Raw genomic sequence first — 14,235 nt, forward strand, 5'->3', positions numbered from 1 at the left:
ACACTTCTCTTAATTAATGCTGTTTGCGCGTTAGCAACATTAGTAAGTACACCCCACCAAATACACCAACAACCCGACCAACAGGTAAAACATAAAAATCCGCTAGCAATAAGCCAATTAAATCGGATAACACAAGTAACAAAGCACCAATCAGTGCACTGGTAAAAATGGGTAGTGTGCGTTTAGCAAGCAACAGACGTTTTGCAATATGAGCAGAAGCTAAGGCAATAAATGCAATTGGCCCGACAGAGCCAGTCGCGAGAGCAGCTAAAATAATCGCGATCAGCAATAAACAGTTATTGGTAACACGTACGTTTACACCCAAACAATGAGCGGTTTGCATGCCCATTTCAATCAAGCTTGCTGCACGGGAAAAATACACCGCAATCGGAAGTAATATAAACACCGCGAACATCGGCATTAAAGCGTGAAACCAAGTACGTGCAGAGAGTGAGCCAGCTAACCAAATATTTGCATGAGCGGTATTGTCTAAATTCCCTTTAACCAATAACAAACCATTTATTGCGCTTAAGGTTGCACCAACGCCAATACCAATTAACACCAACTGATTGCGATCAAAACCATGATCTTTTTTTGCCAATAGAAAAACCAATAACGCAACGCTCAACCCACCCAAAACAGAAAACAAAGCAATACCAAGTAAGTTATGTTCAAAGAAAACAAAATGAGTAATCGCGCCAGTCGCTGCCCCAGTGGTGAACCCAATAATATCTGGTGAACCCAGTGGATTTTTTGATAACGATTGAAAAATAGCGCCCGAAATAGCGAGTGCGCCGCCGGCGAAACATGCCGTTAAAGCGCGGGGTAAGCGAATATCGAACACTATTTTCTCAACAAAGGGAGAATTAGATTGATTCAACAACACCTGCAAAAGAGTTGCAAAATCAAGTGTCATTTTACCTTGCATCAAATGCAGTAGCATGGCGCAACATAACAAAACGATTAAACCAAAACACAATAGCCAATCGCGTGGCACAATTAACCAAGACATGTTTGCTAACGTAAAAGTAAACTCTTTATTAATCGCAGTCATAGCTTGGCCAAAGTGCGATTGCGCACCAATAAAACGAAGAATGGGCCGCCAATTAGCGATAACATAATACCCACGCTTACTTCAGCAGGATAAACAAGCACACGTCCAAGAATATCGGCGAGCAACGTTAACAATGCCCCCAGTATTATTGTTACCAAAAGCAATTTATTAATATTGTTGCCGACAAAATATCGCGCTATATGAGGCGCACATAAACCAATAAACGACAAGGGCCCCGCGGCTACCGTTGCAGAGCCGCTAAGTAATACAATCACTGCAAAAGTCGCTAACACGGTTTGTTTAACGTCAACACCATTGGCAACCGCTGTTTCATTTCCCAACATCAACATATCAATGTCTTTTGCAATGCGAAAAGCAATTACTAAACAGACTAACGTGAGTATTAAAGTAAGTACTAAGGTGCTGTAACCACGCCCAGCTAACGAACCAACGATCCAATGACGATACTGATCAAACACAGACAAATCGCTATTAACGGTGATGATTTGTGTTACTGAAAAAAACATCGCTGTGAGTGCTACACCAGCCAGAATCAATTTAAGTTTATCGCCATTAGTTTGCTGCCTGATGGCAAATATATACACTAGGTATGACGCAACGCCTGCACCTAGCATTGCCGCAATGTAACGAATAAAAATTGAGTGACTTTGTAACACCGCAATAACCAGTGCAACCGCTAAACTGGCACCAGCATTTATGCTTAGTAATCCAGGTTCTGCTAATGGATTACGCGTAAGTACCTGAATGAATAATCCGGCAACCGCAAGTCCTGCCCCTACCGTTAATGCCAGAAAAGTGCGTGGAATACGCAAGTGGAAAACCAATAAATGATCGGTATTTGATGCATCAAAGGCTAACAAGGTATTCACCATATTTGCGATCGTAACGGTCTGATTGCCAACACATAAGCTGATTACAACAAGCAACAAGGCAAACATCAGCCAAACAACTGATAACTTAATTTTCATAACCGTTTATTTATCAGAGAGGTTTAGTCGCAAAGTCGCGTTTAATTTGGTGTATAACTTCAAGTGCACTGTAATAGTCGATGCGAAAAGAGTTCGCACCTAATGCATATACTTGTTTGTTTTTGATTGAATTGAGGTTTTGTAATACAGGATCATTCAATACCCGTGATACCGCGGAAGAATCGACTCGTAGTAAAAAGGTGGTATCGCCCTTTAATTGACTCAATTTTTCATACTCTGCGCGAACAAAATCACCTGTGGCTTTTGTTCCTGAGTGCCAATCTGCATTAGGCTCTTCCAGTTTAAAACCAAGAGATGCTAAAAGCTGACCGTGTGCACTTTTTACCGTCGCAATGGGATTGGTAATACCCGGCCCATTGTAGCTAATGATATTGACCAGTCCTGATGGGATCGTTATTTCATTTTTTGCTTGAGTTAATACACGTTCAAACTGCTGTATTACAGCATCAGTTTGAGATTCTACCCCTAACCCTTGTGCTAATTGCTGCGCCAATTGTTGCCAAGTAAGCACGCCATAATCTACCGTTATTACTGGCGCAATCATTTTAAGTTCATCAATATGAGCGAGCGCTGAGTCAGCGCCATTTACGGATACAATAATTAAATCGGGTTGCTGTAAAAATGCTGCTTCTAAGTCAACTTGTCCTGCGGGCCAAAGTGGCGCTACTTTCTTTGCTTGAGCAACGTTTTGCCATTGCGCAAAGAAATTGGCCGTTGCAGTTTGAGCACTCGCAATCACTGGTGCATCCATCGCTAATAAAGTGCCGGTAACAGTAACCGAAGTGGATAAAATACGTTTTGGCTTTGCAACTATCTCAGTTGTTGAGCCATCCGCATTAACAAAATAGCGAGGAAATTCAGTTGCAAATACAATATTACAAAATTGACCAAAGACTAGAGAACCAATAAAAAGATAACGGAATAAACTTACACAACGACTGAGAAACATAGCATTTATTTTAAATGATAATTATTCTCATATTTTTACAAATAATTCTGCTTACAACATTCTTTTAAATGGCAAAAACATTCGTAAGTGTGCCAACTTATACTTTCTTTTTAACCGATTTAGGTGAAACACCAAAATAACGTTTAAACGCTGTTGAAAAGCTATTAGGTGTTGAATAACCCGCAACTTCTGAGGCTTTACTCACATTTCCTTGCCCATTTTTAAGCATTTCATAGGCCATTTCGAGTTTAGCCTGCACAACAAAGTCTGAAATTGTAACGCCAAAGGCTAACTTAAAATGTCTTTGCAAGGTTGTTTTAGATAAATGAAATTGCGCTGCGATAAGATCGTTAGTAAGTGGTGTTGCTAAGTTTTCAAATACCCAGCGCTTTACTTGTTGCATTTTAAGGTAGCTATCACTTGAAAGAGTACGATGCATCGCTTCATTATGATTATTACGCTTCAAGTAAGATAAGCCTTCTAATAGCAGCTCAATAGCGCGACTTTCTAAATAAAGCCCCGTTAGATCCGCGCTAATCGCTGGTGGGTCGATCATTTGATTCACTATGGCAATAGCATGATCGGATAACGGCCAATGACAATGAGCTAAATGCGGTAAATAGTCGTTTAATGCCAACCCTGAATGATCAAGCCATGCGGCACTAAAACCAATAGTTATACGCTTGGTGTAACAGTTTAAATGAGAATTCCGTGTAAATTGATCTGCTTGATTTAGATAAACAGCCGCAGCACACACTTTAGCGTTATCTCGATTATCAAGTTCTAGATGATGAGAACCAAAATGTAGCGACAAACGCCCTTCTAATACAATAAACAATCGCAATCCAGCATCAAGTGATGCAAACCAGGTGCAATCATGTTGCTCATGTTGTGCACCAAAATGAAAACTTAAACCAGGCCGTAAGTTATAGTTTTCATAAGGCCTCATAACCAATGGCTTTGCTGCGCTGGATTTAAAATGACCCATACTTTACTTATTATTCCGTACTTGAAAATTACTTTGACCTAGCTTTTTTAATAATAATGCAAGGCGATCTAAACGCCATGATCTGAGCTCATCTACCCTCGCTTGACGAATGGTATAGCCCTTTCCTGTTTGCGTATTAATCGCAAATAAGTGATACTTATTCGCCTCTAGGTTTGATTCTTGCGCTATAAAATCTGTCATAGAGCCAGTTTCAACCAAACGAACAAACTCACCTTCTTTGATCCGATAAAAATCAATCACTACATATCACCAATATAGATATTACATATTGCCATTTTGTCACAAAGCGATCGAAAAAACAGATCAAACTCCGTTTTGCCATGCTAAAAGACCGACATTTTTTAGAATATTTGGATCTTAAAACCAATTAGTTAGATCTAATAAAAAAGCCGATCTCGCGCCGCATTGAATAGATCTATCCACAACGTGATTAAACTTGATGTTTTAATCAATGCTAAATGAATTTATATAGCCTTTGCTAAGGAGTAATAAAGAGGTTAACAACGAGTTTTACACAGATTGATCGCAAATTTATCAAAACATTCTAAATAATAAAAAACATTAAATAACAACAACCTAAATAAAATACGCTGATTAAACAAACAAACTATTTATATCCACTGTGAATAAGATCTTTTAACTAAGCTATTTATACCTTAAGATCGAGAAAAATACCTGATCAACTCATCATGAAAAATCTAAGCATTATTGTTGGTAGCCAAATGGGTTCAGCGGAATATGTCGCTGAACAGATCAAAGAGGCGTTAGTAGAACATGACATTCATGCCACTGTGCACGAGCATCCTGTGCTTTCAGAGGTCAAAGATAATGCTTGGTTAATATGCACTTCAACTCATGGTGCAGGTGAGTTACCAGATAACATTCAAAGCTTTGCGTCTGATTTAGCTGAAGTAGAACAACTTACACATCTAACATATGCGGTGATAGGTTTAGGCGATTCTAGCTATGATCAGTTTAATCAGGCAGCAAAAGACCTAGATCAACACCTTGCTAGTAAAGGCGCTGTAAAGCTTGTTGATCGCTTAGAAGTTGACGCCCAATCGGAAGAATTGCCTGAAGATATTGCACTGGCTTGGCTTCCGCAGTTGTTAGCCAAGTTATAATCACTGCACTAGACTATTGATCATATAAAAAGGTTATTCACAATTTTTAATATATTTAGATCGAAATGTGGATAACCCTTGATCTAACCTTGTATTTATAGATGATTATGCATTGGATAGAATTTTCACTTAATCGAGATGTTGATAACTAGGTAAGTTGATCAGCGCTTTTAAAGTACTTGATCCGATCATATCAACACCAATTGATCTAACTTAACTTACTGAAAGTAAAGTTTTAGTTAGAGTTATCAACAGAAACAGGGCTACTATATAATAGAAATAACAAGATCTTTCTAAAGATCATTTATTTTATATTAGATCAGTTCTTTAGATCGTGTTCATTATTTAATCGTTTCACTTCTTAGAATTTCTAGGTAGAATACGCATCCTTTCAAAATCTAACTCGGATATTACGCAGGATCCTTTACATGCTATTTCATGAACAATTTGACGTTATTGTTGTTGGTGGTGGACATGCTGGTACAGAAGCAGCACTTGCTTCTTCACGCATGGGAATGAAAACATTACTGTTGACTCATAATATTGATACTTTAGGTCAAATGTCATGTAATCCTGCGATCGGTGGGATCGGTAAAGGCCATTTGGTTAAAGAAATCGATGCACTTGGTGGCGCTATGGCACAAGCGATCGATAAAGGTGGCATTCAATTTAGAACGCTTAATTCTTCTAAAGGCCCAGCGGTACGTGCTACACGAGCACAAGCTGATAGAAAGCTTTACAAAGAAGCGATTCAGCAAACCTTGCAAAACCAAGAAAACCTCACCATTTTCCAACAATCGTGTGATGATCTCATCGTTGATGGCGATACCGTAAAAGGTGTTGTGACACAAATGGGGCTTAAATTTGAAGCGCCAAGCGTGGTTTTAACTGTTGGCACTTTCTTAGGTGGTACAATTCACATTGGTATGGAAAACTTTAGCGGTGGTCGTGCTGGTGATCCACCTTCTATTGCCCTTGCTAAACGCTTACGTGAATTGCCATTCCGTGTTGATCGTTTAAAAACAGGTACGCCGCCACGTATTGATGCACGTACTGTTGATTTTTCGGTAATGCAGCCTCAACCTGGTGATACGCCAACACCTGTATTCTCATTTATGGGTAAACAATCGGATCACCCAACGCAGATCCCGTGCTATATCACTTACACTAATGAAAAAACGCATGACGTTATTCGCAATAACCTTGATCGTTCACCAATGTATGCTGGTGTAATTGAAGGCATCGGCCCACGTTATTGCCCATCGATTGAAGATAAGATCATGCGTTTTGCAGACAAAGACAAGCACCAGATCTTTGTTGAGCCTGAAGGCCTTACTACACACGAATTATATCCAAATGGTATTTCGACAAGTTTACCGTTTGATGTGCAAATGCAGATCGTAAGATCGATTAAAGGCTTTGAAAATGCCCATATTTGCCGCCCAGGTTATGCAATTGAATATGATTTCTTCGATCCACGTGATTTAAAGCAGTCTTTAGAAACTAAGTTTATCAACGGCTTATTCTTTGCTGGCCAAATTAACGGTACTACTGGTTATGAAGAAGCTGGTGCTCAGGGCTTAATTGCAGGTATGAATGCTGCGTTACAAGTACAAGGCAAAGATGCTTGGACACCACGCCGTGACGAAGCATACACAGGTGTACTGATTGATGACTTAGCAACGCTTGGTACAAAAGAACCGTACCGCATGTTCACAAGCCGTGCTGAATACCGTTTATTATTACGTGAAGATAATGCCGATCTACGTTTAACAGCGAAAGGCCGTGAACTTGGCTTAGTTGACGATGCTCGTTGGCAGGCATTCAACGAAAAGATCGAAGTGATGGAGCTTGAGTCTCAACGCTTAAAAGATACGTGGATCCATAAAGATCACCCAGCACTTGAAAATGTTAATGCCTTACTAAAAATGCCATTAACGCGTGAAGCAAGTCTTGCTGATCTGGTTAAGCGCCCTGAAGTAAATTACAACGATCTGGTTGCGATTGATGGCTTAGCACCTGAAACGAATAATGCACAAGCTCACGAACAAGTTGAGATTCAAATTAAGTACGCAGGTTATATTGCACGTCAGCAAGACGAAATTGATAAGCAATTGCGCCATGAGAATACCTTATTGCCAGCTGATTTTGATTACAGCAAGGTATCGGGTTTATCAAATGAGGTTGTTGCCAAGTTAACTGATGTACGACCAACCACTATCGGCCAAGCATCGCGAATTTCAGGTATAACACCTGCGGCAATTTCGCTATTATTAGTGTACTTAAAAAAACAAGGTTTATTACGCAAATCAGCTTAGTGCTGATTTGCTGCTTTCTGGGTTCATTACGTGATTCGCAATAAATTAGATGCCTTATTGGCAAAAACATCCATTTCATTATCTGAAACGCAAAAACAGCAATTGGTTAGTTATGTTGAGATGCTTGATAAGTGGAATAAAGCTTACAACTTAACTTCTGTTCGTGATCCACAAGAAATGGTGGTTAAACACATTCTTGATTCACTGGTTGTGGCACCGCATTTAGACGGCAATCACTATATTGATGTTGGTACGGGCCCTGGCTTACCGGGTGTGGTATTAGCAATTGCTCATCCTGATAAACAATTTGTGTTATTAGATAGCCTTGGCAAACGCATTCGTTTTTTAAATCAAGTTAAGCTAAATTTAAAGCTTAAAAATATCACTCCGGTGCAATCTCGCGTTGAAGAATATCAACCAGAACAACCATTTGATGGCGTTTTAAGTCGTGCCTTTGCATCTTTGCAAGATATGGTAGACTGGTGTCAGCACTTAGTGGATCACTCTGGTCGTTTTATTGCGCTAAAAGGGCAATTTCCTGAACAAGAAATTGACCAATTACCGGCCTCGATTGAATACCAAGATAAAGTAGTATTAACAGTGCCTGAGCTGGATGCCGAAAGGCATTTAATAATTCTAAAAAAGAACTAATTTGTTAGGGGACACCGTGGCTAGAATCATTGCAATTGCAAACCAAAAAGGTGGGGTTGGCAAAACCACCACTGCGGTAAATTTAGCAGCGTCAATGGCTGCTACTAAGCGTAAAGTGCTGTTAATCGACCTCGATCCACAAGGTAATGCGACTATGGGTAGCGGCGTCGACAAATACGATGAAATTGCCACTACTTACGATCTGCTTGTTGAAGAAAAGCCTTTCGATGAAGTTGTTATTAAAGAAACCTCTGGCGAATATCACTTAATCGCAGCAAACGGCGACGTAACTGCTGCTGAAGTGAAGCTAATGGAGATGTATGCGCGAGAAATTCGCTTGCGCAACGCGCTTGAAAAAATAGCCGACCAGTACGAGTTTATCTTTATTGACTGCCCTCCTTCGCTAAACATGTTAACGGTAAATGCAATGGCCGCAGCAGACTCGGTACTTGTGCCGATGCAATGCGAGTATTTTGCATTAGAAGGTTTAACTGCGCTGATGGATACCATTACGCAGCTTGCTAAACTAGTAAATCCAAAATTAGAAATTGAAGGCATCTTGCGAACCATGTACGATCCGCGTAATCGTCTAGCAAATGACGTGTCTGACCAATTAAAACAACATTTTGGTGAAAAAGTATACCGCACGGTAATCCCTCGTAATGTACGCTTAGCTGAAGCGCCAAGTTTTGGTGCACCGGCAATGTACTACGATCGCGCATCAAGTGGTGCTAAAGCATATCTTGCATTAGCCGGAGAAATGCTGCGTCGTAAAGAGAAAAAAAGTCAGGCCGTTGCTTAATTTCTGAGGAATATGAATGTCTCCTAAAAAACGTGGTTTAGGGCGCGGCTTGGATGCCCTGTTAACATCTGCAAAACCAAAAGCGCAAGATGTTCAAGGTCAATCAGTCGTGCAAACTGACGGTGTAAATGAATCTGCGAAAGCGACGCCGCCAAGTGAGCTACAAAAACTCCCGATTGAATTCTTACATCCAGGAAAATATCAACCGCGTAAAGACATGTCAGAAGAGGCGCTCGAAGAACTGGCCTCTTCAATCCGCGCACAAGGGGTGATTCAACCAATTGTGGTGCGTCCAATTGCACATAATAGCTACGAAATTATCGCCGGTGAACGTCGCTGGCGTGCGGCACAACTTGCTAAATTGGAAGTTGTTCCTTGCTTAATCAAAGAAGTGCCTGACGAAGCGGCTGTTGCCATTGCATTAATTGAAAATATTCAACGTGAAGACTTAAATGCGATGGAAGAAGCGGTTGCTCTTGACCGTTTATTGAACGAATTTGAGCTGACACATCAACAAGTTGCTGATGCTGTTGGTAAATCACGTACAACCGTGACTAATTTGCTGCGTTTAAATAATCTCAATGAAGATGTTAAACGTTTACTCGAGCACGGCGACATTGAAATGGGTCATGCCCGCTGTTTATTAGCACTTGACGGTGAAGACCAGTCGGCCACTGCGCGTATCGTAGTCGCAAAAGCACTTACTGTGCGTGAAACAGAAAAACTAGTGCGTTCAGTACTTGAACCAAAGTCTGAAGCGCAACCAAAAGAAAAAGATCCAGATGTATTGCAGTTAGAACAGCAGCTTGCTCAAAACTTAGGGGCTAAAGTTGAAATTAACTACAATCAGAAAGGAAAAGGTAAACTGGTTATTTCGTATACCTCTCTTGATGAACTTGACGGTATTTTAGAGAAAATTAATTAACGTTATATTAATTTTCGATATACATTTCATTAATATTAACTAATAGTCTAAAAATACCTTAAATTTTGCATAAAAATCACGGTTTAAAGCCTGTTTATGCACCTTCCAAAAGCCTATAAATAAACGGCTTTCAAGTTGCAAATCTGGCAAAAATAAGTATAATTTTGCCAGTTTTTTGTACCCTGTTTCATTGTGTATCGTGAAGGTTGATTATTTTTGTGGCAAATTCTTTAGCAAAACCTTTACGAACCAAAGCACTGAAGTTTATTTATTTGCAGGGCGTAGTAGCACTTGTGAGTGCGTTAGTAGTTTGGCTTGGTTGGGGAGTGTTAGCGGGTAAATCGGCGTTAATTGGCGGATTTGTCGCGTTGCTTCCCAATTTTGTATATACCCTTTATGCGTTTCGCTTTGCAGGGGCCAGACAAGTACAACAAGTATATTCCTCGATTAAACGAGGAGCTGGATTAAAGTATTTATTAACCATTTTGCTATTCGCATTGGTACTTAAGTCGTCAACAGTGGTGTTGTTACCATTTTTCTCGGTTTATGTGTTGGTGATGATTGTGAGCTGGTTTGCACCGATTTTTTTTCATTAACTTTTGGGATAAAACATGGCTGAAGAAGTAACTCTATCGAGTCACATTCAGCACCACTTAACAAATGCTAAGATGTGTTCGACCGATGCTGGTCTTGCCTTCAACAAAGCATGTGCTGACAGTGGTTTCTGGACGTGGCATATCGATACCCTTGCTTGGTCTATCGGATTAGGGATCTTATTTTTATGGATCTTCCGTAGTGCAGCAAACAAAGCAACTACCGGTGTACCGGGTAAATTTCAATGTTTCATTGAAATGATTGTTGAGTTTGTTGGTGACAACGTACGTGACACTTACCATGGTAAGAGCGCGTTAATTGCACCACTTGCATTGACCATCTTTGTTTGGGTTTTCTTAATGAACCTAATGGACTTAATTCCTGTTGACTTCTTACCTGCATTTGCTGGCTTTGTTGGCGAAACGGCATTTGGTATGGATTCACATGATGTCTACATGAAGATAGTACCAACCACAGATATTAATATGACTGCTGCATTAGCATTAGGCGTATTCTTCCTGATGATTGGCTACTCAATTAAAATTAAAGGCATCAAAGGTTTCATCGCTGAACTTACGCTTCACCCTTTCAGCACTAAGAACAAGATCGGTATGTTGTTCTTAATCCCGTGTAACCTTTTATTAGAAACAATCGCACTAATTGCTAAGCCGTTTTCACTAGCACTGCGTTTGTTCGGTAACCTGTATGCAGGTGAGCTTATCTTCATCCTAATCGGTGCAGTTGGCTTAATGCAGTTACCATTACACTTTATTTGGGCAGTTTTCCATATCTTAGTTATCGTTCTTCAAGCATTCGTATTTATGATGCTGACGATTGTTTACCTAAGCATGGCAAGCTCAGACAACCACTAATTTATACACTTTTTTAATTTAACTTTTAATTTACATTTTGGAGATAAAAATGGAACTAATGATTGGTCTTAAGTACATCGCTGTGGCTCTACTTATCGGTTTCGGTGCTATCGGTACTGCAATCGGCTTCGGTAACATGGGTGGTAAATTCCTAGAAGCATGTGCTCGTCAGCCTGAACTAGCGCCTTCACTACAAGTTAAAATGTTCATCCTAGCTGGTCTTATCGATGCGGTAGCAATGATCGGTGTAGGTATCGCAATGGTATTGTTGTTCGTACTTTAATTTTATTAATCGTTGAACAGCAAACTATTTAAGGAGGAGCGGTCGTGAACTTAACTGCCACTCTAATTGGTGAATTAATTGCGTTTACGGTTTTCGTACTTTTCTGTATGAAATATGTATGGCCACCGCTAAACGGCGCAATTGAAGCTCGCCAGAAAAAAATTGAAGAAGGTTTAGCTGCTACAGACAGAGCTGAAAAAGACTTAGAGCTTGCTCAGCAGAAAGCAGCTGACCAGCTTAAAGAAGCGAAAGCGCAAGCAGCTGACATTATTGAACAAGCTAAAAAGCGTGCGACACAAATCGTTGATGACGAGACATCTCGTGGTCAAGAGGAGCGTCAAGCTATCATTGCTCAAGGTCACTCAGAAGTAGAAGCTGAGCGTAACCGTGCTAAAGAAGAACTACGTAAACAAGTTGCTACTCTAGCAGTTGTTGGCGCAGAGAAAATTTTAGAGCGCGAGATCAATGAAGCGGCACATAGCGACATCGTTGAAAAACTTGTTGCGCAGCTTTAATAGGAGGGTATGAGCATGTCTGAATTGACTACCATCGCTCGCCCATACGCGAAAGCGGCTTTTGACCTAGCGGTTGAAAAAGGTGCTGTAGAAAGTTGGAATGAAATGTTGTTCTTCGCTGGCGCATTAGCTAGCGATGAGCAGGTTAAAGCCCTACTTTCAAGCATCCCATCTGCAAAAGAGCAAGCTGATGTAATCATCAAACTTGGTGCTGAGCAGATCAACGAACTGGGTCAGAATCTTATCAAGCTAATGGCCGAAAATGAGCGTTTAGCCGCTATTCCTGCTGTTGCTAAGTTATATGCTGAGTTTAAATCAGAATATGACAAAGAAATCGACGTTGATGTGGTTTCTGCAACTGAGCTTTCTGCAGAGCAGAAAGCTACTCTTAGCGCAGCATTGGAAAAACGCTTCGCACGCAAAGTTAAGCTGAATTGTAGTGTTGATGCTAACACTATGGGCGGTCTAGTGATTAAAGCTGGCGATACTGTGATTGATGGAACAGTACGCGGCAAGCTAAATCGTCTTTCAACAACACTACAATCGTAATTGGGAAGAAGAGCATGCAACTTAATTCCACTGAAATTTCAGAACTAATCAAAAAACGTATTGAGCAGTTCGAAGTTGTAAGTGAAGCACGTAACGAAGGTACGATTGTATCTGTTACTGACGGTATCATCCGCATTCACGGTCTAGCTGACTGTATGCAAGGTGAGATGATCGAGCTTCCAGGCAACCGTTATGCTATCGCACTAAACCTTGAGCGCGACTCAGTAGGTGCAGTAGTAATGGGTCCATACGCAGACCTTAAAGAAGGCGTAAAAGTACAAGCAACAGGTCGTATCCTTGAAGTACCAGTTGGCCCTAAACTACTTGGTCGTGTTGTAAACACACTAGGTGAGCCAATTGATGGTAAAGGCGCTGTTGAAGCTGCAGGTTTCGAACCTGTAGAAAAGATTGCACCAGGTGTAATCGAGCGTCAATCAGTAGACGAGCCAGTACAAACTGGTTATAAGTCTATCGATGCGATGATTCCAGTAGGTCGTGGTCAGCGTGAGCTAGTAATCGGTGACCGTCAGACTGGTAAAACTGCACTAGCAATCGATGCGATCATCAACCAAAAAGACACAGGCGTTAAGTGTGTGTACGTAGCGGTTGGTCAAAAAGCATCTACAATTGCTAACGTAGTACGTAAGTTAGAAGAGCACGGTGCACTTGAAAACACTATCGTTGTTGTTGCATCTGCTTCTGAATCAGCTGCGCTACAATTCCTAGCGCCATTTGCTGGTTGTACTATGGGTGAATACTTCCGCGACCGCGGTGAAGATGCATTAATCGTATATGATGACCTGTCTAAGCAAGCTGTTGCTTACCGTCAGATCTCACTACTACTTAAGCGTCCACCAGGCCGTGAAGCATACCCTGGTGACGTATTCTACCTTCACTCACGTCTTCTAGAGCGTGCATCACGTGTAAACGCTGATTATGTTGAGAAGTACACTAACGGTGAAGTGAAAGGTAAGACAGGTTCATTAACTGCACTTCCAATCATTGAGACTCAAGGTGGTGACGTATCTGCGTTCGTACCTACAAACGTTATCTCAATCACGGATGGTCAGATCTTCCTAGAAACTGACCTATTCAACGCAGGTATCCGTCCAGCGGTTAACGCTGGTATCTCGGTATCTCGTGTAGGTGGTGCAGCACAAACTAAGATCGTTAAGAAACTAGGTGGTGGTATCCGTCTAGCGCTAGCACAGTATCGTGAACTAGCAGCGTTCTCACAGTTTGCGTCAGACCTTGACGATGCAACTCGTGCTCAATTAGAGCATGGTGAGCGTGTTACTGAGCTAATGAAGCAAAAGCAGTACGCTCCAATGTCTGTTGCTGAAATGTCTCTGTCATTATTCGCTGCTGAAAAAGGTTATCTAAAAGACATCGAAATCAACAAAGTACTTGATTTCGAAGCTGCGTTAATCTCTTTCGCTAACAGTGAATATTCAGCGCTTATGACTGAAATCAACGAAACGGGTAACTACAACGCCGAGATCGAAGCTCAACTTAAAGAGCTTTTAGAAAAGTGTAAATCTACACAAACTTGGTAAGTTATTAATGGTGACTTCGGTCAC

The 14,235-nt window shown here is 40.9% G+C and carries 16 protein-coding genes; 11 read left to right on the forward strand and 5 right to left on the reverse strand.

Annotation, left to right across the window (positions count from 1 at the left end; translation table 11 throughout):
* Positions 1-13: 13 nt before the first annotated feature.
* The 5 genes from ACHSBP_RS03065 to ACHSBP_RS03085 form a co-directional block, all read right to left on the reverse strand.
* Positions 14-1,054, reverse strand: a complete 1,041-nt coding sequence (locus tag ACHSBP_RS03065) for an iron chelate uptake ABC transporter family permease subunit (protein WP_010561318.1) — start codon at positions 1,052-1,054, stop codon at positions 14-16.
* Complete coding sequence (locus tag ACHSBP_RS03070) at positions 1,051-2,043, reverse strand: FecCD family ABC transporter permease (protein ID WP_395388126.1); 993 nt, start codon at positions 2,041-2,043, stop codon at positions 1,051-1,053. The genes ACHSBP_RS03065 and ACHSBP_RS03070 overlap by 4 nt, the downstream gene beginning before the upstream one ends.
* Positions 2,044-2,056: 13 nt before the next feature.
* Positions 2,057-3,013 carry a Fe2+-enterobactin ABC transporter substrate-binding protein gene (gene fepB / locus ACHSBP_RS03075; protein WP_010561320.1) on the reverse strand — a complete coding sequence of 319 codons (957 nt, stop codon included), beginning with the start codon at positions 3,011-3,013 and terminating at the stop codon, positions 2,057-2,059.
* A gap of 97 nt (positions 3,014-3,110) precedes the next feature.
* Positions 3,111-4,001 (reverse strand): AraC family transcriptional regulator, encoded by an 891-nt coding sequence (locus tag ACHSBP_RS03080; RefSeq protein WP_010561321.1) that lies wholly within the window; start codon positions 3,999-4,001, stop codon positions 3,111-3,113.
* A 3-nt stretch (positions 4,002-4,004) separates the two neighbouring features.
* A complete protein-coding gene (locus ACHSBP_RS03085; RefSeq protein ID WP_010561322.1) occupies positions 4,005-4,262 on the reverse strand; it encodes a hypothetical protein in 258 nt (85 codons plus the stop codon).
* A gap of 449 nt (positions 4,263-4,711) precedes the next feature.
* Here ACHSBP_RS03085 and ACHSBP_RS03090 point away from each other — a divergent pair, with 449 nt between their 5' ends.
* The 11 genes from ACHSBP_RS03090 to atpA all read left to right on the forward strand — a co-directional run bounded on the left by ACHSBP_RS03090 (position 4,712) and on the right by atpA (position 14,211).
* The gene (locus tag ACHSBP_RS03090) at positions 4,712-5,146 is read left to right on the forward strand and encodes a flavodoxin domain-containing protein (RefSeq protein WP_395388127.1); all 435 of its coding nucleotides are present in this window, start codon (positions 4,712-4,714) and stop codon (positions 5,144-5,146) included.
* 428 nt (positions 5,147-5,574) lie between these two features.
* Positions 5,575-7,464, forward strand: a complete 1,890-nt coding sequence (gene mnmG, locus ACHSBP_RS03095; protein ID WP_010561324.1) for a tRNA uridine-5-carboxymethylaminomethyl(34) synthesis enzyme MnmG — start codon at positions 5,575-5,577, stop codon at positions 7,462-7,464.
* Positions 7,465-7,494: 30 nt separating this feature from the next.
* Positions 7,495-8,115, forward strand: a complete 621-nt coding sequence (gene rsmG / locus ACHSBP_RS03100; protein ID WP_010561325.1) for a 16S rRNA (guanine(527)-N(7))-methyltransferase RsmG — start codon at positions 7,495-7,497, stop codon at positions 8,113-8,115.
* Between the two features lie 16 nt (positions 8,116-8,131).
* On the forward strand, positions 8,132-8,917 hold the full coding sequence (locus ACHSBP_RS03105; protein ID WP_010561326.1) for a ParA family protein: 786 nt from the start codon (positions 8,132-8,134) through the stop codon (positions 8,915-8,917).
* 16 nt (positions 8,918-8,933) lie between these two features.
* On the forward strand, positions 8,934-9,842 hold the full coding sequence (locus tag ACHSBP_RS03110; protein ID WP_010561327.1) for a ParB/RepB/Spo0J family partition protein: 909 nt from the start codon (positions 8,934-8,936) through the stop codon (positions 9,840-9,842).
* 218 nt (positions 9,843-10,060) lie between these two features.
* Positions 10,061-10,438, forward strand: a complete 378-nt coding sequence (locus tag ACHSBP_RS03115) for an ATP synthase subunit I (protein WP_010561328.1) — start codon at positions 10,061-10,063, stop codon at positions 10,436-10,438.
* A 15-nt stretch (positions 10,439-10,453) separates the two neighbouring features.
* The gene (gene atpB / locus ACHSBP_RS03120; protein WP_010561329.1) at positions 10,454-11,308 is read left to right on the forward strand and encodes a F0F1 ATP synthase subunit A; all 855 of its coding nucleotides are present in this window, start codon (positions 10,454-10,456) and stop codon (positions 11,306-11,308) included.
* 49 nt (positions 11,309-11,357) lie between these two features.
* Positions 11,358-11,591, forward strand: a complete 234-nt coding sequence (gene atpE / locus ACHSBP_RS03125) for a F0F1 ATP synthase subunit C (protein ID WP_010561330.1) — start codon at positions 11,358-11,360, stop codon at positions 11,589-11,591.
* A gap of 44 nt (positions 11,592-11,635) precedes the next feature.
* Positions 11,636-12,106 carry a F0F1 ATP synthase subunit B gene (gene atpF / locus ACHSBP_RS03130; RefSeq protein ID WP_010561331.1) on the forward strand — a complete coding sequence of 157 codons (471 nt, stop codon included), beginning with the start codon at positions 11,636-11,638 and terminating at the stop codon, positions 12,104-12,106.
* A gap of 15 nt (positions 12,107-12,121) precedes the next feature.
* The gene (gene atpH, locus ACHSBP_RS03135) at positions 12,122-12,655 is read left to right on the forward strand and encodes a F0F1 ATP synthase subunit delta (RefSeq protein ID WP_010561332.1); all 534 of its coding nucleotides are present in this window, start codon (positions 12,122-12,124) and stop codon (positions 12,653-12,655) included.
* Between the two features lie 14 nt (positions 12,656-12,669).
* Positions 12,670-14,211, forward strand: a complete 1,542-nt coding sequence (gene atpA, locus ACHSBP_RS03140) for a F0F1 ATP synthase subunit alpha (protein ID WP_010561333.1) — start codon at positions 12,670-12,672, stop codon at positions 14,209-14,211.
* Positions 14,212-14,235: the final 24 nt, after the last annotated feature.

It is taken from the genome of Pseudoalteromonas sp. XMcav1-K (assembly GCF_044005875.1).
In the GTDB taxonomy this organism is placed as follows: domain Bacteria; phylum Pseudomonadota; class Gammaproteobacteria; order Enterobacterales; family Alteromonadaceae; genus Pseudoalteromonas; species Pseudoalteromonas spongiae.

What these genes read in the sequence shown, in the direction of transcription:
- fepB (WP_010561320.1), bottom strand. Translation starts at nt 3,013, where the DNA reads ATGTTTCTCAGTCGTTGTGTAAGTTTATTCCGTTATCTTTTTATTGGT.
- ACHSBP_RS03070 (WP_395388126.1), bottom strand. Translation starts at nt 2,043, where the DNA reads ATGAAAATTAAGTTATCAGTTGTTTGGCTGATGTTTGCCTTGTTGCTT.
- atpA (WP_010561333.1), top strand. Translation starts at nt 12,670, where the DNA reads ATGCAACTTAATTCCACTGAAATTTCAGAACTAATCAAAAAACGTATT.
- ACHSBP_RS03090 (WP_395388127.1), top strand. Translation starts at nt 4,712, where the DNA reads ATGAAAAATCTAAGCATTATTGTTGGTAGCCAAATGGGTTCAGCGGAA.
- mnmG (WP_010561324.1), top strand. Translation starts at nt 5,575, where the DNA reads ATGCTATTTCATGAACAATTTGACGTTATTGTTGTTGGTGGTGGACAT.
- atpE (WP_010561330.1), top strand. Translation starts at nt 11,358, where the DNA reads ATGGAACTAATGATTGGTCTTAAGTACATCGCTGTGGCTCTACTTATC.
- atpH (WP_010561332.1), top strand. Translation starts at nt 12,122, where the DNA reads ATGTCTGAATTGACTACCATCGCTCGCCCATACGCGAAAGCGGCTTTT.
- atpB (WP_010561329.1), top strand. Translation starts at nt 10,454, where the DNA reads ATGGCTGAAGAAGTAACTCTATCGAGTCACATTCAGCACCACTTAACA.
- ACHSBP_RS03110 (WP_010561327.1), top strand. Translation starts at nt 8,934, where the DNA reads ATGTCTCCTAAAAAACGTGGTTTAGGGCGCGGCTTGGATGCCCTGTTA.
- ACHSBP_RS03080 (WP_010561321.1), bottom strand. Translation starts at nt 4,001, where the DNA reads ATGGGTCATTTTAAATCCAGCGCAGCAAAGCCATTGGTTATGAGGCCT.
- ACHSBP_RS03065 (WP_010561318.1), bottom strand. Translation starts at nt 1,054, where the DNA reads ATGACTGCGATTAATAAAGAGTTTACTTTTACGTTAGCAAACATGTCT.